This window comes from Flavobacterium sp. (assembly GCF_965277525.1).
Classification (GTDB): Bacteria; Bacteroidota; Bacteroidia; order Flavobacteriales; family Flavobacteriaceae; genus Flavobacterium.
Window position 1 is genome coordinate 132,694 of the sequence record NZ_CBDIDC010000005.1, and the last position, 25,316, is coordinate 158,009.

At 34.8% G+C, this 25,316-nt stretch carries 25 protein-coding genes; 20 read left to right on the forward strand and 5 right to left on the reverse strand.

The genetic code is table 11. The features are described 5' to 3' along the window. Positions 1 to 78: 78 nt before the first annotated feature. From ACQY44_RS08950 to ACQY44_RS08965, 4 genes are all read left to right on the forward strand, one after another. The gene (locus ACQY44_RS08950) at positions 79 to 1,341 is read left to right on the forward strand and encodes a DUF5103 domain-containing protein (protein WP_428231188.1); all 1,263 of its coding nucleotides are present in this window, start codon (positions 79 to 81) and stop codon (positions 1,339 to 1,341) included. Between the two features lie 79 nt (positions 1,342 to 1,420). Continuing rightward, positions 1,421 to 1,807, forward strand: a complete 387-nt coding sequence (gene apaG / locus ACQY44_RS08955; RefSeq protein ID WP_017497796.1) for a Co2+/Mg2+ efflux protein ApaG — start codon at positions 1,421 to 1,423, stop codon at positions 1,805 to 1,807. Between the two features lie 157 nt (positions 1,808 to 1,964). Next, positions 1,965 to 3,590, forward strand: coding sequence for an L-glutamate gamma-semialdehyde dehydrogenase (gene pruA, locus ACQY44_RS08960; RefSeq protein ID WP_428230034.1), 1,626 nt, complete (start codon positions 1,965 to 1,967; stop codon positions 3,588 to 3,590). Positions 3,591 to 4,215: 625 nt separating this feature from the next. Further along, positions 4,216 to 4,947, forward strand: a complete 732-nt coding sequence (locus tag ACQY44_RS08965; protein WP_428230035.1) for a hypothetical protein — start codon at positions 4,216 to 4,218, stop codon at positions 4,945 to 4,947. 85 nt (positions 4,948 to 5,032) lie between these two features. Here the strand turns inward: ACQY44_RS08965 and rsmG are convergent, their stop codons facing one another. After that, positions 5,033 to 5,662, reverse strand: coding sequence for a 16S rRNA (guanine(527)-N(7))-methyltransferase RsmG (rsmG, locus tag ACQY44_RS08970; protein WP_428230036.1), 630 nt, complete (start codon positions 5,660 to 5,662; stop codon positions 5,033 to 5,035). Positions 5,663 to 5,769: 107 nt separating this feature from the next. Here rsmG and ACQY44_RS08975 point away from each other — a divergent pair, with 107 nt between their 5' ends. The 8 genes from ACQY44_RS08975 (at position 5,770) to ACQY44_RS09010 (ending at position 13,985) form a co-directional block, all read left to right on the forward strand. Further along, positions 5,770 to 6,864 (forward strand): fatty acid desaturase family protein, encoded by a 1,095-nt coding sequence (locus ACQY44_RS08975; RefSeq protein ID WP_428230037.1) that lies wholly within the window; start codon positions 5,770 to 5,772, stop codon positions 6,862 to 6,864. Positions 6,865 to 6,936: 72 nt separating this feature from the next. After that, entirely contained in the window at positions 6,937 to 8,127 is a 1,191-nt protein-coding gene (locus tag ACQY44_RS08980) for a pyridoxal phosphate-dependent aminotransferase (RefSeq protein WP_428230038.1), read from the forward strand. Positions 8,128 to 8,557: 430 nt separating this feature from the next. Continuing rightward, positions 8,558 to 9,016, forward strand: a complete 459-nt coding sequence (locus tag ACQY44_RS08985) for a ferritin-like domain-containing protein (RefSeq protein WP_428230039.1) — start codon at positions 8,558 to 8,560, stop codon at positions 9,014 to 9,016. Between the two features lie 125 nt (positions 9,017 to 9,141). Beyond that, entirely contained in the window at positions 9,142 to 9,687 is a 546-nt protein-coding gene (locus tag ACQY44_RS08990; RefSeq protein WP_428230040.1) for a dihydrofolate reductase family protein, read from the forward strand. A gap of 138 nt (positions 9,688 to 9,825) precedes the next feature. Then, on the forward strand, positions 9,826 to 11,700 hold the full coding sequence (locus tag ACQY44_RS08995; protein ID WP_428230041.1) for a peptidase U32 family protein: 1,875 nt from the start codon (positions 9,826 to 9,828) through the stop codon (positions 11,698 to 11,700). A gap of 229 nt (positions 11,701 to 11,929) precedes the next feature. After that, positions 11,930 to 13,090: a formate-dependent phosphoribosylglycinamide formyltransferase gene (gene purT / locus ACQY44_RS09000; protein WP_428230042.1), complete on the forward strand. Its 1,161-nt coding sequence runs from the start codon at positions 11,930 to 11,932 to the stop codon at positions 13,088 to 13,090. A gap of 2 nt (positions 13,091 to 13,092) precedes the next feature. Next, entirely contained in the window at positions 13,093 to 13,410 is a 318-nt protein-coding gene (locus ACQY44_RS09005) for a DUF6370 family protein (RefSeq protein WP_428230043.1), read from the forward strand. Then, the gene (locus tag ACQY44_RS09010; RefSeq protein WP_428230044.1) at positions 13,410 to 13,985 is read left to right on the forward strand and encodes a Crp/Fnr family transcriptional regulator; all 576 of its coding nucleotides are present in this window, start codon (positions 13,410 to 13,412) and stop codon (positions 13,983 to 13,985) included. Before ACQY44_RS09005 ends, ACQY44_RS09010 begins: the two co-directional genes overlap by 1 nt. 186 nt (positions 13,986 to 14,171) lie before the next feature. Here the strand turns inward: ACQY44_RS09010 and aceA are convergent, their stop codons facing one another. Both aceA and aceB read right to left on the reverse strand, forming a co-directional pair. Next, positions 14,172 to 15,452 (reverse strand): isocitrate lyase, encoded by a 1,281-nt coding sequence (gene aceA / locus ACQY44_RS09015; RefSeq protein WP_428230045.1) that lies wholly within the window; start codon positions 15,450 to 15,452, stop codon positions 14,172 to 14,174. Positions 15,453 to 15,698: 246 nt separating this feature from the next. Continuing rightward, on the reverse strand, positions 15,699 to 17,300 hold the full coding sequence (gene aceB, locus ACQY44_RS09020; RefSeq protein WP_428230046.1) for a malate synthase A: 1,602 nt from the start codon (positions 17,298 to 17,300) through the stop codon (positions 15,699 to 15,701). Between the two features lie 196 nt (positions 17,301 to 17,496). Between aceB and ACQY44_RS09025 the strand changes: the two genes are divergently transcribed. The 6 genes from ACQY44_RS09025 (at position 17,497) to ACQY44_RS09050 (ending at position 22,416) form a co-directional block, all read left to right on the forward strand. Then, positions 17,497 to 18,978, forward strand: coding sequence for a helix-turn-helix domain-containing protein (locus ACQY44_RS09025; RefSeq protein WP_428230047.1), 1,482 nt, complete (start codon positions 17,497 to 17,499; stop codon positions 18,976 to 18,978). A 6-nt stretch (positions 18,979 to 18,984) separates the two neighbouring features. Next, positions 18,985 to 19,344, forward strand: a complete 360-nt coding sequence (locus ACQY44_RS09030) for a hypothetical protein (protein ID WP_428230048.1) — start codon at positions 18,985 to 18,987, stop codon at positions 19,342 to 19,344. Positions 19,345 to 19,507: 163 nt separating this feature from the next. Then, positions 19,508 to 20,242 (forward strand): ankyrin repeat domain-containing protein, encoded by a 735-nt coding sequence (locus ACQY44_RS09035; RefSeq protein WP_428230049.1) that lies wholly within the window; start codon positions 19,508 to 19,510, stop codon positions 20,240 to 20,242. Positions 20,243 to 20,539: 297 nt separating this feature from the next. Continuing rightward, complete coding sequence (locus tag ACQY44_RS09040) at positions 20,540 to 21,256, forward strand: pirin family protein (RefSeq protein ID WP_428230050.1); 717 nt, start codon at positions 20,540 to 20,542, stop codon at positions 21,254 to 21,256. Positions 21,257 to 21,425: 169 nt separating this feature from the next. Continuing rightward, positions 21,426 to 21,656: a (4Fe-4S)-binding protein gene (locus tag ACQY44_RS09045; RefSeq protein ID WP_428230051.1), complete on the forward strand. Its 231-nt coding sequence runs from the start codon at positions 21,426 to 21,428 to the stop codon at positions 21,654 to 21,656. A gap of 226 nt (positions 21,657 to 21,882) precedes the next feature. Continuing rightward, complete coding sequence (locus ACQY44_RS09050; protein WP_428230052.1) at positions 21,883 to 22,416, forward strand: YceI family protein; 534 nt, start codon at positions 21,883 to 21,885, stop codon at positions 22,414 to 22,416. 140 nt (positions 22,417 to 22,556) lie between these two features. Here the strand turns inward: ACQY44_RS09050 and ACQY44_RS09055 are convergent, their stop codons facing one another. Then, positions 22,557 to 23,420, reverse strand: a complete 864-nt coding sequence (locus tag ACQY44_RS09055; RefSeq protein ID WP_428230053.1) for a helix-turn-helix domain-containing protein — start codon at positions 23,418 to 23,420, stop codon at positions 22,557 to 22,559. A gap of 177 nt (positions 23,421 to 23,597) precedes the next feature. Between ACQY44_RS09055 and ACQY44_RS09060 the strand changes: the two genes are divergently transcribed. After that, positions 23,598 to 23,960 carry a DUF983 domain-containing protein gene (locus tag ACQY44_RS09060; protein WP_065452103.1) on the forward strand — a complete coding sequence of 121 codons (363 nt, stop codon included), beginning with the start codon at positions 23,598 to 23,600 and terminating at the stop codon, positions 23,958 to 23,960. Positions 23,961 to 24,031: 71 nt separating this feature from the next. Beyond that, a complete protein-coding gene (fabD, locus tag ACQY44_RS09065) occupies positions 24,032 to 24,907 on the forward strand; it encodes an ACP S-malonyltransferase (protein ID WP_428230054.1) in 876 nt (291 codons plus the stop codon). A 100-nt stretch (positions 24,908 to 25,007) separates the two neighbouring features. On the opposite strand, the gene ACQY44_RS09070 is transcribed toward fabD, so the two are convergent. Then, positions 25,008 to 25,154, reverse strand: a complete 147-nt coding sequence (locus tag ACQY44_RS09070) for a hypothetical protein (protein ID WP_428230055.1) — start codon at positions 25,152 to 25,154, stop codon at positions 25,008 to 25,010. Positions 25,155 to 25,316 lie beyond the last annotated feature (162 nt).

Genomic DNA, 25,316 nt, shown 5'->3' on the forward strand with positions numbered 1-25,316 from the left:
AAATTCAGGACCAATAAAAATGGCATCCTTTTACTTTATATAAAATTCTTATATTTACAATCTTACAACCGTAATATGATGCCAAAATTTTTGTTTCAGAATCTTCTGCTGATTTTCTTTTTTGCTTCGGCGACAGCCCAGGAAGTACAAACCGAGATTGATCCTCCATATAATATAAAGACTGTATCGTTTGTTCAAAACGGCAGTAATGTTGTCCCTATATTTGAATTAGGCGATACGTTTACCTTTCTGTTTGATGATTTATTTGGTAATGAAGCCAATTATTATTTTGAAGTGATACATTGCGACTATAATTGGAAACCAACTGATATTCCGAAAACAGATTACATTAGCGGCTTTGACAATCAAAGAATTACTGATTATGTAAATTCATTCAACACTCTTCAGGTGTATTCTCATTACCGACTTTCTTTCCCTAATCAGTTTACGACGCAATTGCGAATTTCGGGAAATTATATGCTTAGAATCCTGAATGAAGACAAAGAGGTTTTATTTTCCAGAAAATTCATTCTATATGAAAACCATGCTACAGTTGCAGCTCAGGTCAAACGAAGCCGGGATGTTACCAATATAGATTACAAACAAAATTTGGATTTTTCGATAGTATCAAACGATATTGTTTTCCAGACTCCAATACAAAATGTAAAAATTGTATTGCTGCAAAATGGTAATTTTAATACTGCTATCAAAAACGTTCCTCCACAATATACCATTGGAAATCAATTGGTCTATAAGTACGATAAGGAAACACAGTTCTGGGGAGGAAATGAATTTTTATATTTCGAAAATAAAGACATTCGTGCTGCAAGTAACAACGTAGGAAGGGTTGGTGCCAATAATGATATTTATAATGCTTATTTGTATACCAATCAGGCAAGAGCCAATCAGATCTATACGGTATACCAGGATGTAAACGGAAATTTCGTTGTTAAAAACATAAACGCTTCCAATAACGAAATTGAGGCTGATTACGCCTGGGTTTATTTTAGCCTCTCTGCCCCTACTTTCAGATCATCAACTAAAGATATTTATATTACGGGCATGTTTAACAACTACAGCTTATCGCCAGAATACAAAATGGATTATAATACAGAGAAAGGTGTTTACGAAAAAGCGGTAATGATCAAACAAGGTTTTACTAATTTTCAATATACAGTTGCCGATAAAAAAGGAGTGATTGACTATCAAAATGCCATTGACGGAAACTTTTATCAAACTGAAAATGAATACACCATACTCGTTTATTACAAAGAAAGTACAGATCGTTATCAAAGAGTTATAGGAAAAGGAAATGCGAACTCGATAAACATCATTAATTAAAACATTGTTAAGGATTTCAATCAAAAGATTTTTTTTTGTAGCTTTGCAACTATAACCCACACATATATACTACTTTAGTATGGTTTCTCAGATAACACGAGGCATAAAAATATCTGTTTTGACTAGTTTTGAAGGTACTTACTTCAAGAACTACAAGATCCACTTTGCTTTTAGTTATGTAGTTACAATCGAAAATCACAGCAAAGATTCCGTTCAGTTAACCTCTCGCCACTGGGAGATATTCGATTCTTTAAACGATCTTGAAGTCGTAGACGGAGAAGGCGTTATTGGAAAAAAACCGGTCCTTAAACCCGGAGAAAATCACACTTACAGCTCAGGTTGTTTATTGTCATCTCCTTATGGTGCAATGAAAGGGTATTTTAATATGATTAATTTTACCACTACAAAAACATTCAAAGTTATTGTTCCTACTTTTAGAATGTGTGCTCCTTTCGCCTTAAACTAAATACGGGTTTAAAAACTGTATTTTTTTTATCGTTATCTTAATCACAATTTTGTCAAATTATTAATTTATCCTTTGTACTTTTGTGCAACGTTAGATTATTCGTAATAAATCAAATCATCTAACCCTTAAATTGTCTAATTATCTAATTTTAAATAAAATGCTAAAAGGATTCTTTCATGTACCAAAAGCGGTAAACGAGCCTGTAAAAAGCTACGCACCTAACTCACCAGAAAAAGCAGCTGTTCAGGCCGCTTATACCACATTGTGGAATTCTCAAATTGACGTTCCGTTATACATCGGAAGCGAAGAAATCAGAACTGGAAATACAAGAACAATATCAGCTCCTCACGATCACAAACACATTGTAGGAACTTATCACTTAGCTGAAAAACAACATATCGAAAAAGCGATTGCTAATGCACTTGAATCCAGAAAAGCATGGGCAAACATGGCATGGGAACAACGTGCTGCTATTTTCTTAAAAGCTGCTGAACTTATTGCAGGTCCATACAGAGCCCGTATTAATGCAGCTACAATGATTGGTCAATCTAAAAATATTCATCAGGCAGAAATTGATGCTTCTTGCGAATTGATCGACTTTTTACGTTACAACGTAGAATTTATGACTCAAATTTACGGAGATCAGCCAAAATCAGATTCTACAACCTGGAATCGCTTAGAATACAGACCTCTTGAAGGTTTTGTTTATGCCATTACTCCTTTCAACTTTACTGCTATTGCTGCAAATCTTCCTGCAAGTGCTGCAATGATGGGAAATGTTGTGATCTGGAAACCAAGTGATAGTCAGGTTTTCTCTGCAAAAATTATTATCGATGTTTTCAAAGAAGCCGGTGTTCCTGATGGCGTTATTAACGTTGTTTTTGGAGATGCTTTAATGATTACTGACACAGTTTTAGCAAGTCGTGATTTTGCAGGAGTTCACTTTACAGGATCAACTCACGTATTTAAAGATATCTGGGCTAAAATTGGAGCAAACATCCATAACTATAAAACATACCCAAGAATCGTTGGAGAAACTGGAGGTAAAGATTTTATCATTGCTCACCCAAGCGCTAACGCAAAACAAGTGTCTACAGGAATTACCCGTGGTGCATTTGAATTTCAAGGACAAAAATGTTCTGCAGCTTCGAGAGCTTATATCCCGCAAAGTTTATGGCCAGCTGTAAAAGAGCAATTAATTGCCGACGCTAAATCTATGAAAATGGGTTCTCCTGAAGATTTCGGTAACTTTATTACTGCAGTAATTCACGAAGGTTCTTTTGATAAATTAGCAGGTTTTATTGATCAGGCTAAAAAAGATGCTGATGCCGAAATCATCGTTGGCGGAAACTACGATAAATCTGTAGGTTACTTTATTGAGCCAACAATTATTGTCACTACTAATCCTAAATATACTACAATGGAAACCGAATTGTTCGGACCAGTAATTACTATTTACGTATACGAAGATGCAAAATGGGAAGAGACTTTAGAATTAGTTGATACTACTTCTGAGTATGCTTTGACAGGAGCTGTATTTAGCCAGGATCGTTATGCTATTGAAGTAGCGACTACTAAATTGCAAAACGCTGCCGGTAACTTCTATATCAATGATAAACCAACAGGAGCTGTTGTAGGTATGCAGCCTTTTGGTGGAGCAAGAGCTTCAGGAACGAACGACAAAGCAGGTTCTGCATTGAACTTATTGCGTTGGGCTTCTCCCAGAACAATCAAAGAAACTTTTGTTACTCCGGAAGATTACAAATATCCTTTCTTAGGATAATAAATTTTTGTTTAAAGTTTCAGGTTTTAGAAACTTTATTTATATAAAAAGCCGAATCTTTTAATTAAGATTTGGCTTTTTACTTTTTATTGCCTACCAAAGAAAGGTACTTCAACTAAATGAAGATCATAATATCTTCGATAATTTTCATTTCACCCCTATCTAGTATTTCTTCTAAAATTGAGCTCTTTGTTACACTTTATTCTAAAAAACACATTTTTAAGGCAACCAGAATTAATAAAGAACAATTTGTCGAAACGTGATTAACCTATTTAAAATTTTAATGAAAAGAAAATCATTAAAATAACCCACTCAATTATAGCTATTTAAAAAACAACTTAAGAATTCAAGCTGGGATTTAATATTTCAGTAATAACAATTAAAAAAGATTATTTTTTTTTGTAATACTTTTCCTATTATACTGATTGTCAAGACTATTGCGTTGTTTAAAAACCCTATTTTATCATTTTAAAAACTTATTCCAATAATAATAAAGCAGGTGCCTATATAATTTTGCATCACATTAGTTGTCTTAGGAACAATACAAAATAAACATTAAAGCTAAATCTCGTCTGCTTCTAAGGTAATTAAGAATCAAATTATTCAAAACAAACAAAAAAGACTTATGAAAAATTTACAAAACACCCCTCAAATAATTGTACAAGCCAAAAGTATTGGACACCCAATTGATTTTAAATGGAATAAAAAAAAGATAGATTATTTTTTAGATCCACTGGAAGGAAATGAAGAACTTGAGAATGCTTTACTTAAAATTAATCACAAAGCTTCAATTGGCTTAACAGCCGCCTTATTAGAATGGGTTTACTGGCGTTACATCGGATATACAAAAACGAATAATGATCTTCAAAAACGAATTGAGGCACTTTGGTGTTCTATAGATAATATAGAAAATACAAAACCTTTGTTTTTTGATGTCGATTTTGATATATCTGCCTCAGGCTCTGTAAACGGACCACTATGGATCGCTCTTATGAATACCCGAATGATCGATGTTATGTACAGAAAAGGATCCTGCCTGCTACAAACCGAACTGATCGGATTGATATTGTTAGCACGCCACGTCACCCCCCGAAAAAAAGTTTTTGATAAATGGTTCAACAGAACAATAGTAAAATTAGAACATGAATATCCCTGTCAATACAATAATGATAGTCCGGATCAAACCGATGAAATTATCTATGACTCATCCAGCGAACCTGTAATCTGCCGCAACTTTTTCTTTGATCCTGAATTTGAGTGTACTCAGGAAGCATCAGAAAAAGCGATACATGAACTAATAGATCATTTAGATTGTAAAACAAATCAGTTTTTATGCTTGTCCCAAAAAGTATCGTAACCTAATTCCTCTTTTTATTTCAAAAATAACCCGACAGTAATTTACAATGTAATTACTGTCGGGTTATTTACTATTTTATGATAAGTTAAACCACAAACTTCAGAGGCAAATGCACTACTTTTTTAGTTTCGAAAAATTCGTCTTCAAAAATAGTAGACAAATCATATAAAGTTGCTTTGGGGAAATCTTTTAATTCTTCGGTCAAATCACCACCTTTTAGGTACAGAATTCCGTTTTTTAAAGTATGCTTGTGTTGCTTTTTAACTTTATTTCTAATCCAGGAAACAAAATCAGGCATGTTTGTAACGGCACGACTTACAATAAAATCAAAATCACCTTTTACATTCTCGGCACGTAATTGTTCTGCTTTTACGTTCTTTAATTCTAATGCATCAACCACGCCCTGCACCACTTTTATTTTTTTTGCAATAACATCAATCAGATAAAAACGCGTTTCCGGAAAAAGAATAGCTAAAGGAATCCCGGGAAATCCTCCACCGGTCCCAACATCCAGAACAGTTGCTCCGGGCTCAAACTTCATGATTTTTGCAATTCCTAAAGAATGCAAAACGTGTTTTGTATATAAGGCATCAATATCTTTACGCGAAATAACATTGATTTTTTCATTCCAATCGTGGTATAAAAAGTCTAATTTTTGAAATTGTTCGATTTGAATATCAGTCAAATCAGGAAAATATTTCAATATCTCATCCATTGCTCTAATTTTTTAACAAAAGTACTACTTTAGAGTTGAAATATTTAACTCAATTTTGCAAATTGAAAATTTATAATAATTACCTTTGAAAACTATTTAAATTAATTATGAATAACACTGCGCCTACTTTTGCTAAGCAAGACAATCTGAAGTTCTTCAGAACTCTTAACTCACGAGTAAACAATTACTTCAAGGAGAATAACATTCAGAAAACCGGAAACTGGAAGCTGCACTTAAAAGCCGTTATTCTTTTCGCCGTTTTTCTAACGCCTTACTTTTTGATACTAACTCTTGATATGCCATTTTGGGCTCAATTGTTACTCAACATTCTTATGGGAGTTGGAATGGCCGGAATCGGAATGAACGTGATGCACGACGGAAATCACGGATCATACTCTTCTAAATCATGGATTAATAAAATTATGGGCGGAAGTATTTATGTTCTGGCCGGAAACGTACACAACTGGCAAGTACAACACAATGTACTGCATCATACCTATACTAATATTCATGGGCATGATGAAGATCTTGATGCCGGAAGAATTATTCGTTTTACACAAAATGCCGAATGGCACCGTTTTCATAAATTTCAACATTATTATTCTTTTTTCTTATACGGATTATTGACTTTCAATTGGGCTTTAACAACCGATTTTAAGCAAATGAAAAATTACCTAAGAAGAAAATTATCTTACGGAGCACCACAAAGCCCTACTAAATTATGGACAGTTTTGGTCATCACAAAAATAATTTACGTTTTAATCTGGATGGCTTTGCCAATGATTTTAGGCGTAATATGGTGGAAAGTAGTAATTGGCTTTTTCGTTATGCATTACACAGCAGGATTAATTTTAAGTATCGTTTTTCAATTGGCACACGTGGTTGAGGAAACTTCAAATCCAATCCCGAATGAAGAAGGGGAAATGGAAAATACCTGGGCCATTCACCAACTATATACAACAGCTAATTTTGCTCCAAAAAACAAAGTAGTCAACTGGTTTACCGGAGGATTAAACCACCAGATCGAGCACCATATTTTTCCCAATATCAGTCATATTCATTATGGAAAAATTGCCGAAATTGTAAAACAAACTGCAATCGAATGTAACTTGCCTTATCATGAATTCAGAACTATGAGAGGAGCCGTTATTGCACATTACAAGCATTTGAAAGATCTTGGAATGAAACCGGAGCTGGCATAAAACTAAAAAAATCTATTAATAATTAACCTTCCTTAATTAAAGTTGAAATTAAGGACATTCAAAAATTTTATAATGAATCATATTCTTTCAGACAGAATCAACAACTTAGCGACATCACAAACTTTAGCAATGGCTGCTTTAGCACGCGAACTAAAAGCACAAGGAAAAGACATTATCAGTTTAAGTTTAGGAGAACCGGATTTTAATACTCCTGACTTCATTAAAGAAGCAGTAAAAAAAGCAGTTGACGAAAATTACAGTACTTATTCTCCGGTAGAGGGTTACTTAGAATTGAGAGAAGCAATATGCAAAAAATTCAAAAGAGACAATAATTTAGAATACAAACCTTCTCAAATTGTAGTTTCTACAGGAGCAAAACAATCGTTGTATAACATTGCACAAGTAATGCTAAACGATGGTGACGAGGTTATTTTACCAGCACCTTACTGGGTTTCTTATTTCGAAATCGTTAAGCTTTCAGGTGGAGTTCCGGTTGAAGTTCCAACATCTGTAGATACTGATTTCAAAATTACACCGGAACAATTAGAAGCAGCTATAACACCAAAAACAAAAATGATGTGGTTCAGTTCTCCTTGTAACCCATCCGGATCTGTTTACAGCAGAGAAGAGTTAACAGCTCTTGCAAAAGTTTTAGAAAAACACCCCAACATATATGTAGTTGCTGACGAAATCTATGAGCACATCAATTTCTCAGGAACTTTCTGCAGCATCGGTTCAATCCCGGGAATGTTAGAAAAAACAATTACGGTAAATGGAGTGGCAAAAGCATTCGCCATGACAGGATACAGAATTGGTTACATCGGAGCTCCGGAATTTATCGCAAAAGCGTGTACAAAAATTCAGGGACAAGTAACTTCAGGAGCAAATTCTGTAGCGCAACGTGCTACGATTACTGCTGTAGAAGCTGACCCAAGCGTATTAAACCATATGGTTCAGGCTTTCCACAGTCGTAGAGACTTAGTTGTTGGATTGTTAAAAGAAATTCCAGGTGTAAAAATCAACGTTCCTGAAGGAGCTTTTTACGTTTTCCCTGACGTTTCTTCTTTCTTCGGAAAAACATTAAAAGGAACTGAAATTAAAGATGCAAACGACCTGTCTATGTATCTTTTAGGAGAAGCAAATGTAGCAACCGTAACAGGAGATGCTTTCGGAAACCCTAATTGTATCCGTTTCTCTTACGCAACAAGCGATGATATTCTAAAAGAGGCATTACGCAGAATCAAAGAAGCTTTGGCTGCATAATAATATAACTAATTTTACTAAAACGGCTTAAGGTTCAAAGTTTCATCACTTTATACTTTAAGCTGTTTTTTTTTATGCAATTATTTTGGGCGTGCCCCTCCGGGTCGGGCTTTCGGCTATATCTTTTATTCTGCTAAAGCTTCATAAAAGGATACCGCCTCAATCCCTCACGCAAAATAGCAAACGAGATCTTTATCATTTCAAAAAAACAAAATTTAAAAGCTTACAATTTCAATTCGTATAATTTGTGGTTTAAAAACTCACTTTAAAAATTCTCACTCCTATAATTCGAGAAATTCGTGGCGACCAAAAAAAACATCTTTCAAAATTCCCATTCTACAATATTATAAATCACAAGCATAATCCTGTAAGACAAAACAACCTATTAGTTGCCATCTTTGTATTATAAAATTAATTAAAAATTATTATCATGATACATACAGATGAAACCACAGAAAAAGCAGTTAGTACATTAAACGGATTAATTTCAATTCTGGAAGACGGAAAATTAGGATATACTAATGCAGCAGAGCATGTAAGCAGTCCGGCCATCAAAACAGATTTCTTAGACTACGCCCGCGAACGTGCATTATTCATTGTAGAAATACAAGACGAAATCAACAAATTAGGAAAATCAACTGATACAGCAGGCGGAGGTCCATTAGGAGCGATACACCGCGCGTGGATCGACATCAAATCTTCGTTTACAAGTGGCGATACTGAAGCCATCATCAATGCTTGTATTTCCGGAGAAGAAGCTGCTATCGAAAAATATAAAATGGCATTAGAACACAACCACCTTGATGGAAGCCAAATTGCAATTGTTTCAAAACAATTAAACAGTATCGAAAATACACTGGCTAAAATTAAAGCGAAAAAATTGTCATAATAAATGACACCTTTTTTTGAGAAGAAAAACTATCTGGTTATCAAACCGGGTAGTTTTTTTGTTTTTATTAAACCTTAAATATTATATTTTTATCAAATAAAATAAAAACGAAAACTTATCAAAAAATGAAAAAAGTAATTTTAGATTTAGCTGTAACCTTAGACGGTTTTATTGAAGGCCCTAATGGAGAAATTGATTGGTGCATCATGGATGACGATATGGATTTTGATGGTTTTTTATCCGGTATTGACACTATTTTTTACGGTCGGGTAAGCTATGATTCATGGGGAAATTTTCAACCGGATGCAGATGCTAGTTCTGCAGAACAAAAGCTTTGGAAAGGAGTTCATTCAAAAAAGAAATATGTTTTTTCCAGCCAAAACAAAAAAGATAATAATGCTACTTTCGTAAATTCTGATATTGCGGCTAAAGTAAATGAAATTAAAAACCACTCCGGAGGCGATATTTGGTTATATGGCGGGGCAAGTCTTATTAAAACATTTATTCAATTAAATCTTATTGATATATACCGAATATCAGTTCATCCAATAGCTTTAGGAAGTGGTAAACCTTTATTTGAAGACCTAAAGAACCGGATAGAATTAAAATTACTTGCAACCAATATTTTCAAATCAGGAGTCGTACAACTTATTTACGAACCTATTAAATAAATAAAACTTCATTTATCATGATTCCATATTAGTTAACTATTTCAAAAAAAGTCACTTCAGCATTAGTAATCTCGAATTATTTATAAGAACTTTGCAAACTTTTTTCCATGAATACCACAAAAGCCTAAAGTTTTAGAAATGAAGAAGAAGATTGAAATATTAGCTCCAGCAAGAGATTTAATTGGAGGAATGGCCGCGATAAATAGTGGTGCCGATGCTGTTTATATTGGTGCTCCGCAATTTGGCGCCCGTTCTAATGCCAACAATTCAATCGAAGATGTAGCCGCATTGGTACAATATGCGCATTTATTTAATGCTCAGGTTTTTGTAGTAATGAATACCATTTTATACGACAACGAACTGGAAACGTGTCGCAAAATGATCTATGAATTATACGACATTGGTGTCGATGCCCTGATCATTCAGGATATGGCAATCATGGAAATGGAGCTTCCTCCTATCGTACTTCACGCCAGCACACAAGCCAATAATCGTGATGCGGATAAAATTAAATTCCTTAAAGATGCCGGAATCAAACGTGTGGTTTTAGCACGCGAATTGAACCTGCACCAAATTAAAACGATTTACGACGAAGCTGATGTCGAGTTAGAATTTTTCGTAACCGGAGCTTTGTGTGTTTCTTTCAGTGGAAACTGTTATATGAGTGTGGCCAACGGAGAACGCAGCGCCAACCGTGGTTCCTGCGCTCAAAACTGCCGTTTACCGTATAATTTAATCGACGGAAACGGAGAAACCCTGATCAAAAACAGTCACTTACTTTCCATTAAAGATTTAGATATTTCAGATCAGATTCCAAATCTGATTGAAGCAGGAATCGTATCTTTTAAAATCGAAGGACGGTTAAAAGATGTAGTTTACGTAAAAAACAATGTTTCTTTTTTACGTCAAAAACTGGACAGCTATTTAGAAGGAGCAGGAAGCGATAAATACATGAAAGCTTCTTCCGGAAAATGTACTTATACTTTCGATTCTTCTTTAAGCCGAACTTTCAACCGTGGGTATACCGATTATTTTGTAAACGACAGAAATCACAGTATTGGTTCCTGGGAAAGTCCAAAATCAAAAGGACAATATATTGGTAAACTAATCCGAACTGTTGGAAACGCTTACGAAATCGAAAACGGAGAATTATTAAACAATGGTGATGGACTTTGCTTCATCAACGAAAATAACGAAGCCGACGGAATCTACGTCAACAAAGCCGAAAACGGTAAAATATATCCAAACGTTTTAAAAGAAGTAAAAGACGGAACTTTTATTTATAGAAATAACGATGCCGCTTTCATTAAAATTGTAGAAAGAGAAGATAGTGCCGTTCGAAAACTAAGCACTACTTTATTACTTACGGAAAACGAAACTGGTTTTGAATTAATTGCAACCGATGAAGACGGAAACGTAAGTACCGTTACTTTAGAGCATTCAAAAGAACAGACTAAAACCGGCGAATCAATCGAAGAAAATATCAAAACTCAATTGGCCAAAACAGGTTTTACACCTTATACTGCTGATGAAATTACTATCATGTTCTCTCAAAACTGGTTCCTTCCTATTTCAAAAATCAACGAAATGCGAAGAACAGTTTACGATCAATTGACTGAGATTCGTTTGGCAAATTACGTACGCGAAGAACACCAATTGGTTAAAACTTCGCATCCGTATCCTGAAACCAAACTGGATTTCATGTACAACGTTTCGAACAAAACAGCTCGTAAATTCTACGAGCGTCATGGCGTAACGGAAATCGAAAAAGCATTCGAATTGCAATGGGATCCGGGAAAATCACGCGTGATGACCACCAAATATTGCATCAAATACGAATTAAAAAAATGCCCAATACACCAAAAAGATATCATGGGTGTTAAAGTAAAAGAACCGTTGGTTTTAAAACAAGGTGAGCTCGAATACAAACTAAAATTCAACTGTAAGCCCTGCGAAATGGAAATTTGGGAAAAAGATGCAGAATTTGAAATTGAGGAAGATCATTTTCATTAATAGCTAACCGCAAAGTTCGCAATGCCGATAGCTATCGGGACACGCAAGGTTCGCAAAGATTTAAACAATCTTTGCGAACCTTTTGTATTTTAATCATAAGGGAAGATTTTGCATCCTTAGCGTAATCCTTAGCGAACTTTGCGGTTAAATTAACCCAACAAAAAACATTTTTATTTACTTTTACTACTGCATTTATATTCCAATATTTCAATATTTCAAATATTCCCCTATGAAAATACTACTCCTCGGTTCAGGCGAATTAGGCAAAGAATTTGTCATTGCCGCACAACGAATCGGACAAACCATAATTGCCGTTGACAGTTACGAAAATGCTCCGGCCATGCAGGTCGCTCACGGATTTGAAGTTATCAATATGCTTGACGGCGAAGCCCTGGACAGAATTGTAGCCAAACACCAACCTGATTTTATCGTTCCCGAAATAGAAGCCATTCGTACTGAACGTTTTTACGATTACGAGAAACAAGGCATTACCGTTGTTCCTTCTGCGAAAGCAGCCAACTTTACCATGAATCGTAAAGCCATCCGTGATCTGGCATCAAAAGAACTTGGACTTAAAACAGCCAAATATGAATATGCAACTTCTGCCGAAGAGCTGCGAAAAGCAGTTCAGGAAGTTGGGATTCCGTGTGTCGTAAAACCTTTAATGTCTTCGTCAGGAAAAGGACAATCAACCATAAAAACCGAAAGTGATATCGAAAAAGCATGGCAATATGCCGTTGCAGGTTCACGCGGAGATGTAATCGAAGTTATTGTCGAAGCTTTTGTTGATTTCCATTCAGAAATTACTCTTTTAACGATTACCCAAAATAATAATCCAACTTTATTTTGTGCACCAATTGGTCACAGACAAGAACGTGGCGATTATCAGGAAAGCTGGCAGCCCGCAAAAGTCTCTGAAGCCGATTTGTACGAAGCGCAGGATATGGCCGAAAAAATCACAGAAGCTCTTGGCGGAGCAGGACTTTTTGGTGTCGAATTTTTCCTGACTAATGATGGAGTTTATTTCTCTGAACTCTCTCCTCGCCCACACGATACCGGAATGGTAACTTTGGCCGGAACTCAAAATTTCAATGAATTCGAATTGCATTTGCGTGCGATTTTAAGCTTACCAATTTTCGAAATCACGCTGGAAAAAGCCGGTGCAAGTGCCGTAATTTTAGCCTCGGAAGATTCTACAAACCCAACTTTTACCGGAATCAAACAAGTAGCCGCTTTACCAAAAACCGATTTCAGAATCTTCGGAAAACCAACTTCAAGACCGTATCGCCGAATGGGAGTAGTTTTGAGTTATGATACTTTAGCAACTCCAATTGAAGAAATCACCGAACGCGCCAAAGCAACTTCTAAATTAATAACTGTAAACTCTTAAAAATGAAAAAAGCAATATTTATAGTATTCCTATTTGTTGGAATCGCAACTCAAGCCCAGAATAAAAAAACAACCGAAAAACCTCAAATTGTCGAAACCGCTTGTGGCGAATGTCAATTTGGGATGAAAGGCAAAAGTTGTGATTTAGCAGTTCGCATTGACGGAAAAGCGTATTTCGTTGACGGAACAACTATTGACGAACATGGCGACGCACACGCAGAAGATGGTTTTTGTAATAAAATCCGCAAAGCTTCTGTAACCGGAAAAGTAGAAAACGGCCGTTTTAAAGCCACTTCATTCACTTTACTTAAAGAAAAATAATGGCGTTAATTCTTGAAAATATTGCCAAACACGTTTCATTAACACCGGAAGAACAAGCACACTTTTTGTCAAAAATAGAAACGAAGACCTACAAAGCCAAAACCATTTTGTTAAATGCCGGTGAAGTATGTAAACATTCCTATTTTGTAAACTCAGGTATTTTAAGAAGCTTTAATATCAATGATAATATTGTCGAACATGTTTTGTCATTTTCCTGTCAAGGCTGGTGGATAAGTGATATGTACAGTTTTTTTTCGCAAAAGCCGGGACAGCTTTTTATAGAAGTTTTAGAAGATGCAGAAGTTGTTTCATTATCCAAGGAAAACCAGGAACAATTGTATCATGATATTCCAAAATTAGAACGTTTTTTCAGGATTTTAATCGAAAATTCATTGGTAGCCAATCAACAGCGATTAATGGACAATTTAAGTTTACCCGCCGAAGAACGTTTCGAGAAATTTTGCACAAAATACGGAACCTTAGTTCACAAAGTTCCCCAAAAACAAATCGCTTCTTTCATTGGAGTAACGCCTGAATTTTTCAGCAAAATGAAAGCAAGACTTTTAAAAAAATAGTTTTAGCCACAGATTAAAATGATTTTAAAAAAATGTAGCCACGAATTTCACGAATTCACACGAATTTTAAATCTATTTAATTTGTGAAAATTTGTGAAATTTGTGGCGAAAAAAATCATTTTAATCTGTGTAATCTGTGGCTAAAAAAACATAAACACGGCCAAAGACCGTGTTTATTTTATTGAATTAAAATTGCTCAACCTCAGTAGAATGTTTCATTGCTGTTATGGTTGATTTTCCTATCATTACCGTGTTTTGAACGGCATCAAAATAAGAAGTCCCCACAAAAGCCTGATGTTTTACTGCTCGGAAACCGTTTTTCTGTAAAGCAAATTCGCGTTCCTGCAATTCAGAATATCCGGCCATTCCGCGCTCTTTATAGGCTTTAGACAATTCGAACATACTCGTATTCAAAGCATGGAATCCTGCTAAAGTTATGAACTGAAATTTATATCCCATTGCAGCCAGATCTTCTCTGAACGTTTCCATTTCTGCAACTGATAATTTTGCAGCCCAGTTAAATGAAGGCGAACAATTGTACGCCAACATTTTATCCGGAAATTCTTTTTTCATCGCATCGGCAAACTTTTTAGCATAAACCAAATCCGGATTACTGGTTTCCATCCAAATCAAATCGGCATAAGGCGCATAACTCAATCCTCTGGCAATTCCCTGGTCGATTCCGTTTTTTACATAGAAGAAACCTTCAGCAGTTTTTTCGCCCGTAATAAATTTAGCATCTCTGGGATCTGCATCACTTGTTAATAAATTTGCTGCATCAGCATCTGTTCTTGCAACAATTAAAGTAGAAACTCCCATAACATCTGAAGCCAAACGAGCGGCAATCAATTTATTAATCGCTTCCTGAGTTGGTACCAAGACTTTACCTCCCAAATGCCCGCATTTTTTGGCTGAACTCAATTGATCCTCAAAATGTACTCCGGAAGCTCCTGCCTCAATCATCGATTTCATTAGTTCAAAAGCATTTAGATTTCCCCCAAAACCCGCTTCGGCATCAGCCACAATCGGAACTAAATAATCTTTTTTATCTTCAACTCTATTTACGGTCTGAATCTGATCAGCACGCAATAAAGCATTGTTTATTTTTTTTACTACAATTGGCACGCTATTTACCGGATAAAGCGATTGGTCAGGATACATTTCTCCTGCCAAATTTGCATCGGCAGCCACTTGCCAGCCGCTCAAATAAATCGCTTCTAAACCAGCGTCCACTTCCTGAATCGCCTGATTTCCTGTTAATGCGCCTAAACCAGCAACATAATCCTGATTTTTTAACTTTCTCCATAATTTTTGCGCTCCCATTTTTGCAATAGAATGCTCAATTTGATACGATCCCTGAAGTGTAACTACCTCTGTAGCGGTATAAGGACGTTCAACACCTTTCCATCTTGGGTTCGTGATCCAATCGTTAATCAATTCCTGAATTCTGTCTTCTGTTGTTTTCATAAATAGTTTGAGTTAAAGTGGTTAGTAAGCAATAGTGTTCAGTTCACAGTTATAAGTGTTCAGCTTTAACTGGACTTAATTTTCTTTTGTGGTAAAGTCTTTCATTTGTATTATTAAAAAATCTGCTTAAATTTTCTACTCAAATTTTATCTGCCTGATCTGCTAAATCTGCGTGAAAAAATTATTCGCCCGCAGATTTAGCAGATCAGGCAGATTTTTAATTTTTAATTCCAAATTTTTAATTATCTAAAGGTATTTGTAACACGGAATGGTCAAAAAGTCTACGAAATCGGGATTTACAACCAATCTTTCCAAGACTTTTTCAGCTAAAGGAAATTGTCGTTTTTCATGAAGTTCCTCGCCTAATTTGTTTTTAATTTTTTGGAATTCATCTAAAGCCAATTCGTGATAATACGCCAGATCTAATTTTTTGCCATTATCCAAAACCACTTTATTCTGAAGCCATTGCCACAATTGCGATCTCGAAATTTCGGCCGTTGCTGCATCTTCCATTAAATTATGTAAAGCTGCTGCACCTTGTCCGTTCAGCCACGAAGCCAAATACAAAACACCTACGTTAATGTTTTTTCGAACACCGTTTTCTGTAATAATCCCGATTGGTGGTTCAATCAAATCCGCTTCTGTAATTTTTCGATGTTCTCTTTTTATATGAATCTGATTGGGAGTCGGCATTCCTTCATCAAATATTTCTTTTGCAATTGAAACCAAATCCGGATGCGCCACCCACGTTCCGTCGTGACCATTTCGAACTTCACGTTCTTTATCTGTTTTTACTTTTGCGAAAGCAGCAGCATTCGCTTCTTCATTATTCTTAATCGGAATTTGAGCCGCCATTCCGCCAATCGCATGAATTCCGCGTTTATGGCATCTTTGAATTACCAGATTTGAATACGCATTCATAAAAGGCGAAGTCATACCTACCTGATCACGATCCGGAACAATAAACTTTGGATTCTTGCGGAATTTTTTGATGTAAGAGAAAATATAATCCCAACGTCCACAATTCAGTCCTACGATATGTTCTTTCAATTCATATATGATTTCATCCAATTGAAAACTCGCCGTAATGGTTTCAATTAAAACCGTCACTTTTATGGTTCCTCTTTCGAGTTTCAAATAATCCTCGGTAAAATCAATTACATTGTTCCACCAACGTGCTTCCAGATAATGCTCTAATTTTGGAATATAGAAATACGGTCCTGAATTGTTTTCTAAAAGTCTTTTGTGATTATGAAAAACATACAATCCAAAATCTACCAGAGAACCTGAAACTTCTTTCCCTTCAATCAAAAGATGTTTTTCCGGCAAGTGCAAACCGCGCGGACGCACGATTAAGGTTGCAATCTTTTCATTTAAATGATACGATTTATGTTTCGCCAAATCGGTGTATGTAATTGTTTTATTTACAGCATCTATTAAATTCACTTGGCCATCCATTAAATTTTGCCAGGTTGGAGAAGTACTATCCTCAAAATCAGCCATAAAAGTTTTGGCACCTGAATTCAACGCATTGATAATCATTTTACGGTCAACTGGTCCGGTAATCTCTACTCTTCTATCCAATAAATCTTTCGGAATCTCACCAGCTGTCCAATTACTCTCTCTGACACTTTTGGTTTCCGGAGTAAAAACTGGCATAACACCCTGATCAAAAGCAGTTTGTTTTTGTTCGCGCTGTAACAATAACAATTTTCGTTGCGATTCGAATTTTCGATGCAATTCGGTTACAAAAGCAATCGCTTCTTCACTCCAGATCTTTGGATAAGAAAGCTTCTTTTCGGCTAAAAATTCCATTGCCGTTTCGGTAATTTCTAATTGGTTTTTCATAGCTGTGGATTTTATTTTCATTAGTAACAATTGAATCATATATCTCTTTTTTAAAGACTTTAATTATAACGACCTGATATCTAATAATTTCTATACCACAATATTAGAAAAAAGTTTTTTACAAAACAAGCGAACGTTCGCTAAATATTAAAAATAATTTTTTGGCGATTATTTTTCAATTGACTATATTTGATACATGGATATCGAAAAAGACTATATAAAGCTGATATTTGGGCTAAAACTCAAGCAAGTCAGAACGCAAAAAAATCTTTCTCTTTTTGGCTTAGCCAAATTGACAAATCTTTCAAAATCGTATTTAAACGAGATTGAAAAGGGAAAAAAATATCCAAAAACAGATAAAATTTTACTGCTATGCGAACATTTGGACGTTAGTTATGACCAAATGGTGTCCTTAAAACTTGATAATAACCTCGCTCCGATTGGAGAAATCCTGAAATCAGGTATTTTAAAAGAAATTCCGTTAGAACTTTTTGGTATCCAGGAAGCTGATTTAATTGATATTATTGCCAATGCTCCAGCCAAAGTCAATGCCTTTATCAGTACAATTATCGAAATTGCCCAGCATTATAACCTAAGCAGAGAAAGCTTTTTCCTGGCAGCATTAAGATCTTATCAGGAAGCCCACAATAATTATTTTGAAGATCTGGAAGATAAAGTCATTTCTTTTTCGAAATCCTTTCAGATCAATTTAGAGGCTAAAGTAAGCATTGAAGAATTAGAGGCTATATTAAAAGAAGAGTATGATTATAAAATAAAAGAAATAGCTTTTTCAGAACAGGAAGCTTTGGGCGATTTACGTTCTATCTATGTCCCAAAAAGCAAAACGTTATTACTTTCTACAGAACTTGATGCCCCACAGAAAGCTTTTATTCTAGCCAAAGAAATCGCCTATAACTATTTGAAAATCTCAGATCGTTTACTGACTTTCAGCTGGATTAAATTTGACAATTTCGATCAGGTTTTACACAATTTTTACGCATCCTATTTTGCAGGGGCCTTATTGTTACCAAGACAATTGATTGTAAATAAAATCAATGATTTCTTAAATAACGAAAAGCCAAATCCGGAAGAATTTGTAGCGCTAATCGAGAGTTTTGAAGTTTCCCCGGAATCATTTTATCAGAGGCTAACCAATTTACTGCCCAAAGATTTTCACTTGAAGAATTTATTCTTTTTAAGAATGTCCCATAAAATTGGTTCCGATAAATATCTGATAAAAAAAGAACTACACATTACCAATCAGCAAGAACCACACGCCAACGAAACTAACGAGCATTATTGCAGAAGATGGGTTTCAGTTAAAACCATAGATGAAGCAATCAATCAAAATAAATCCCATTTTTTTGATGCTCAAATTTCAAGTTATGCGCATAGCGGTAATGAATATTTAGTTTTTTCATCGGCTACAAAAGATCCTTTTGTAGAAAATTGTATCAGAAGCATTTCGGTTGGAATTTTGATTACGCCCGCAATGAAAAAGAAATTCAAATTTATTGAAGGAAAGCCTTTAGTAAAAAGAATTGTTGGTGTTACCTGCGAAACCTGCGACGTAAAAGATTGTTTTGAAAGAGCCGCACCGCCAGTTGCATTAGAAAACAAAAGACGCCATGAGAATACTGATGTAGTTGTACAGCAGTTTATAAATCAATATAGCTAAAATAGTATGAAATATTTGACTTTAATCATAACGCTGCTTTTTATTACTCCAAACCAGCAAACCAACAAACTTACTGGCCGCTATAATTATTTTATAGAGGACAACAATTCCTATATCCAAAAAGATAAAATCACTTTTAAGGATAGTGTTTTTGTGTTTGATAACAAGTTTTTGCCAAAAGGAAAAATCTCATATGGCAAAATTATACTATTGGACAATTTCATCAATACAGATTTAATTATAAGTATTTCAAAAGATCAAATCAAAAAAGACACTATTTTATTTTACCTGCATGATAAACAAAGTTCAGCTGTGAATTACCTAGACGAAGTGGTTGGAAAAGGGAAATTGATTAGGATTAAATAATTTTACAAGATTTGAACAAACATTCACAGTCAATCTTTGCGTCTTGAAATTGTAAAGCTTTTATTAATATAGTTAATTTTATTTTTGACTCCATTATTTTTTGCATATTTGCAATTAAAAAAGAAAGAATAAGACTACTTTTTTTAATATTTAAAATAAAATCATGGATAACATTATTACTAATTCATTAAAAAACGGTTTAAATGCACAAGACATCAACGGAAAGACTTCACTAATTTGGGCAGTAAGGACGAGTGATATAAAAACAGTTAAAGAATTATTAGCTCTAGGTGCCGACACTTCAATTGTTGATAATGTTGGCGAAAGTGTATTGCATTATGCTACAAGACAAAACAATTTAGAAATACTAAATATAATTCTTGACACAAATGTCGATATCAATCTGAAAAGTGAAGGCGCGTACAAGCAAACTGCTATTTTTACACCAGCAGAAGCATCCAGAATACCTGTACTTAAAATACTTTTGGAGCGTGGAGCAAATCCAGACATACAAGACAAATATAAAATGACTCCTCTACAATGGGCTGCTCAGCAGGGAAAGATTGAAGCAGTAAAAACTCTTTTGGAGTTTGGAGCTAGTGTAAATACTAAAAATCATAAAGGAGTTACAACTTTAATGTCAGCAACTATAAAAGGGATTACAGAATGTGTTCAAATACTTATTGAAGCTGGAGCAGAAATTAATTCAGCAGCTAAAGATGGTTTCACTGAACTTATGTACGCTGCTTATTATGGTAACGAAGAAACTCTGCAATATTTATTAATAAGCGGTGCAAATAAAGATGCAGTTTCAAAAAAAGGAGAAACTGCACTCTCTATTGCTAAAAAGAAAAACTTCAATACGATTATTACTATTCTAGAATCAAGTAATACTTAATAAGATTAGCATCAATTTTAATCCAAAGTTATACTAATCCATAATCTTGAATCTTGTCATCTCAACGAAGGAGAGATCACACTAGAAATTCCGATTCTATAATCTTCAATCTTTGCCGAGCCACTTGCGGAGATCTCTCCTTCGTCGAGATGACAAAATTGTGGTTACTTTGCCTCTGTAACTTTGAACCTTTGCATCTAAAATCTCAGCACCTTAAAGAACTTAATCTAGGTTAAGTGCATTTTATTGACCTTGGTGGTATCTTTGTACTATAAAAATAACAAAACATACAGCATCATGGAAAATATAGTATTACATAAAGCAGAAACAAGAGGAAATGCAAATCACGGATGGCTTAACGCTTATCATAGTTTTAGCTTTGCAAGCTGGTACAACCCTGAAAGAATTCAGTTTGGGGCACTTCGCGTATTAAACGATGACACGATTGCAGGCGGAATGGGTTTTGGAACGCATCCTCACGATAATATGGAAATCATTACGATTCCGCTGGAAGGAGATTTAGCTCACAAAGACAGTATGGGAAATACTGAAATCATCAAAAATGGTGATATTCAGGTGATGAGCGCCGGAACCGGAGTTCAACATAGTGAGTTTAACCCAAATGCAGATCAGCAAACTAAATTGTTACAAATCTGGTTGTTTCCAAACAAAAGAAATGTAGCTCCTCGTTACCAACAAATTACTCTGGATGTTGCAGACAGACACAATAAATTAGCACAAATTTTATCTCCAAATGCTGACGATGAAGGAGTCTGGATTCATCAGGACGCATGGTTTAACATGGGTAACTTTGATGCCGGAATTGCTACAGAATATAAAATTAAAAAAGAAGGAAACGGAGTTTACGCTTTTGTCTTAAAAGGAAACGTTACCATCAACGGTCAGGAATTAAACACTCGTGATGCTGTTGGAATCTCAGGAACTGACATTTTAAATATAAAAGCAAATACAGATGCTGAATTTTTATTGATGGATATTCCGATGAACTATTAATTCAAAGATTACAATTAATATTTTTCAAGAAACGATATATAAGTTGACAGTCAACTTGTTATCGTTTCTTTTTTTGCCCAATTTCAATAAAAACTAAAAAGAAAGCGTATTTTTATTCGATGAAAATTGGTCTTACTTCCTCAAAACTAACCATTTAATTTTTTCAATCATGAATCCAAATAACCTAACCAAAGAATACACAAACGGAGAGGTAACGATTGTATGGCAATCCGGAAAATGCATTCATTCTGCCAATTGTGTGAAAAATAATCCTGCTGTATTTCATCCTAAAGAAAAACCATGGATTTTACCTGAAGCTTCGACTTCTGAAAAAATCATGCAAACGATTCAAACTTGTCCTTCGGGAGCTTTGACTTATTATATAAACGAAAAAAATTGAATTTTAGAATAGCTTTTTTTGCCACAGATTAAAAAGATTTTCAATCTGTGTCTGGTTGCCATGAATTTCACGATTTAGCACGAATTAATTAGTGAACATTAGTAAAAAAAAAAAACTTTTAAAATCATTACATCTTTTATTTCTTAATCTAGGTTAAGTGCTCAAGGGCTACGGTCACCGTAACTTTGCCTTATCAAAATGAAATTAATTATTTAAAAATAAAATTATGGCAACTACAAAATGGTCAATTGACCCAACACATTCAGAAATTGGTTTTAAAGTAAAACACATGATGTTTACAAATGTTTCAGGAAAATTTGGAACTTACGATGCAACAATTATTACTGAAGGAGATAACTTTGAAAATGCTCAGATCGATTTTTCAGGTGATATCGCTTCTATTGATACTGCAAATGCTGACAGAGATGGCCACTTAAGAAGTGCTGACTTTTTTGATGCAGAGAATCATCCAAAATTAACTTTCAAAGGATCTTCTTTCAAAAAAATTAATGATGGAGAGTACCAATTAACCGGAGATTTAAACATTAAAGGGATATCAAAAACCGTTACTTTTCCGGTTGAATTTAGCGGAATCATGACTGATCCCTGGGGAAACACCAAAGTAGGTTTAAACATAGAAGGAAAAATCAATCGCAAAGATTGGGGATTAAACTGGAATTCAGCACTTGAAACCGGAGGTGTTTTAGTAGGTGAAGAAGTTCGTTTGAACATTGAATTGCAATTTGCAAAACAAGCTTAATTCTTTTCGACGGAATTTAATTTGATTGGTTGAAAAGCCTGCACTTTTTAGGAAGTGCAGGCTTTTTTTTAGCCATGAGTTCACGAATTTTTTATACATAAGTTTGGAAAAATAATTCGTGAATTCGTGGCAAAAAAAACTCATCTCACAGTATTTCTAAATTCAGTTGGCGACATTCCGGTTTGTTTTTTGAAGAATCGGGAGAAATACGAATAATCTTCGTAACCCACTTTAAATGCCACCTCATTTACCGCCAATTGCTTATCGATCAACATTCTTTTTATTTCCAGGATTACGCGATCTGTAATCACTTCTGTTGCTGTTTTTTGGAGAATCTCATTGCAGATTCGGTTCAAATGCTTTAATGTGATATTTAGTTTTTCAGCATAAAAAGAAGGCAGCTTTTCCTGTCTAAAATATTCTTCCAAAAGCACTTCGAACTTATCTATTTTAATATTATACGAATGCGTTTGATGCGAATAGGTTTCGTTGTATTTACGAGCAATTTCGATATGAATGCAATCCAGTAAATTCAGCATTTTATCCAGTTGGTATTTATTTTCCTGATTGTTTTCCTGAATCAGCAAATCAAAATACGGGAGGATTTTAGGAATTTCTTTTTCTTCAAAAACCATTTCCGGCCGATTGTGAATCGAATGATAAAAATTATATTCGTTGATGTTTTTCTGCCCGAAATATAAATTATATAATTCCTGCGAAAAAATAATCACAAAGCCCTCAACATCTTCAGATAAACTCCAATGATGCATTTGACCGGGCTGGAGTACAAATAAACTTCCTTTTTTGATTCCGAATTGGTCAAAATCAACTTCATGCTGTCCGGAACCATTCGTAAAAAACACCATTAAATAGGAATCATGACGATGCGGTTCTTCGACAAAACTGTGACTTTTTAAATGCTCCGTAAAAGTATTCACGTAAAAATCACGATGAATATCGTTGCAGCTAAAATTCTGAACACTATAAACAGGATATCTTTTCATACGCAGCTTAATTTTAGATTATAGATTGTAGACTTTAGATTTTTGGAATTTGGAATTTGGAATTTTTTATTGGAATTTTAATCAAAATGTCTTTATTGTGCTATAAGTGGCGAAGATATAAAAAAGACTTTTACTAGCATCTGAATTACCTTTGTATAAATAAAAAACAACAAGATCATGTCAAGTGCATTAACTCATATTTTAAGCAACGAATGTCCTATTTGTCATAAAGGAAAAGTATTTAAAGATAAGAATATTTTCCTGAATTTTAGTTTGCCAAAAATGAATGAATACTGCAGTCATTGCAATTACAAGTTCCAGAAAGAACCTGGTTATTTCTTTGGCGCTATGTACGTCAACTACGGATTAACTGTTGCACAAGGTATTGCTACTTATTGTGTTGCTCAATTTTTCTTTGAAAAAAATTTCGATTTAAGAATCATTCCGATTATTGCCGTTGTAATTATCTTACTCACTTCTTTCAATCTTCGATTTTCAAGATTAGCATGGATTTATATGTTTAAGGATTATACGAGCTAAAAAAATACTATTTTTGCCTTTCAATTGAAACTAATTTTCAATTCAAAAAAATTCAACTTTAAATTAGAGAAATGAAAGCATACGTATTTCCGGGTCAGGGCGCACAATTTACAGGAATGGGCAAAGACTTATATGAAACATCGGCTTTAGCCAAAGAATTGTTCGAAAAAGCCAATGAAATTTTAGGTTTTAGAATCACAGATATTATGTTCGAAGGTACTGCCGAAGAACTAAAAGAAACTAAAGTAACTCAGCCGGCTGTTTTTTTACACTCGGTTATTTTAGCAAAGACTTTAGGCGAAGATTTTAAACCAGAAATGGTTGCAGGACATTCTTTAGGAGAATTTTCAGCATTGGTTGCGAATGGAACTTTATCTTTTGAAGATGGTCTTAAATTAGTTTCTCAACGTGCTCTTGCGATGCAAAAAGCCTGCGAAATTACTCCGTCTACCATGGCGGCTGTTTTAGGTTTAGCCGATAATATTGTTGAAGAAGTTTGCGCTTCTATCGACGGAATTGTGGTTGCAGCCAACTACAATTGCCCTGGACAATTGGTAATTTCGGGGGAAACTACAGCAGTAGAAAAAGCTTGCGAGGCAATGAAAGCTGCCGGAGCAAAACGTGCATTGATTTTACCTGTTGGAGGAGCTTTTCATTCCCCAATGATGGAACCGGCAAGAGAAGAATTAGCAGCAGCTATCGAAGCAACTACTTTCTCTACTCCTATTTGCCCCGTTTACCAAAATGTAACAGCAAGCGCTGTTTCTGATGCAAACGAAATCAAAAAGAACTTAATCATACAATTGACTGCTCCTGTAAAATGGACTCAATCTGTACAACAAATGATCGCTGATGGTGCTACTTTATTTACTGAAGTTGGCCCTGGTAAAGTATTAGCAGGTTTGATCAATAAAATCGATAAAGAAGCAGTTACGGCGAATGCTTAAATTTTAGCAATCAGTCTCAGTGACAGTTTTCAGTTATTGACGATATAAATAAAATCCTCATGAACAGCTTGTTTATGAGGATTTTTTAGGTTTCCAAAAATTACTTTTTCCAAGGATATGCTTTTATTCTTTTAGACATTTCAGCTTTAAATTCCTCTGGCGTTAAACCCTTCGCAAACTCAGCGTCAAAATCAAAAGTCTCACGATCTATGCCTTTAAATTTAGGCTTCTGAACTTCGTATTCCACTCTGGGTTCTTCAACCTTATTATTTTTTTATTTTCTTTTTCCGAATCCATTATTCTTACATTTTTAATCTTACAAATTTACAAAATAAATCGGAACAAAATAAAAAACCCCAAATAATACAGAATTGATTATTTGGGATTTTTTCAGACGTTAGACGCAATG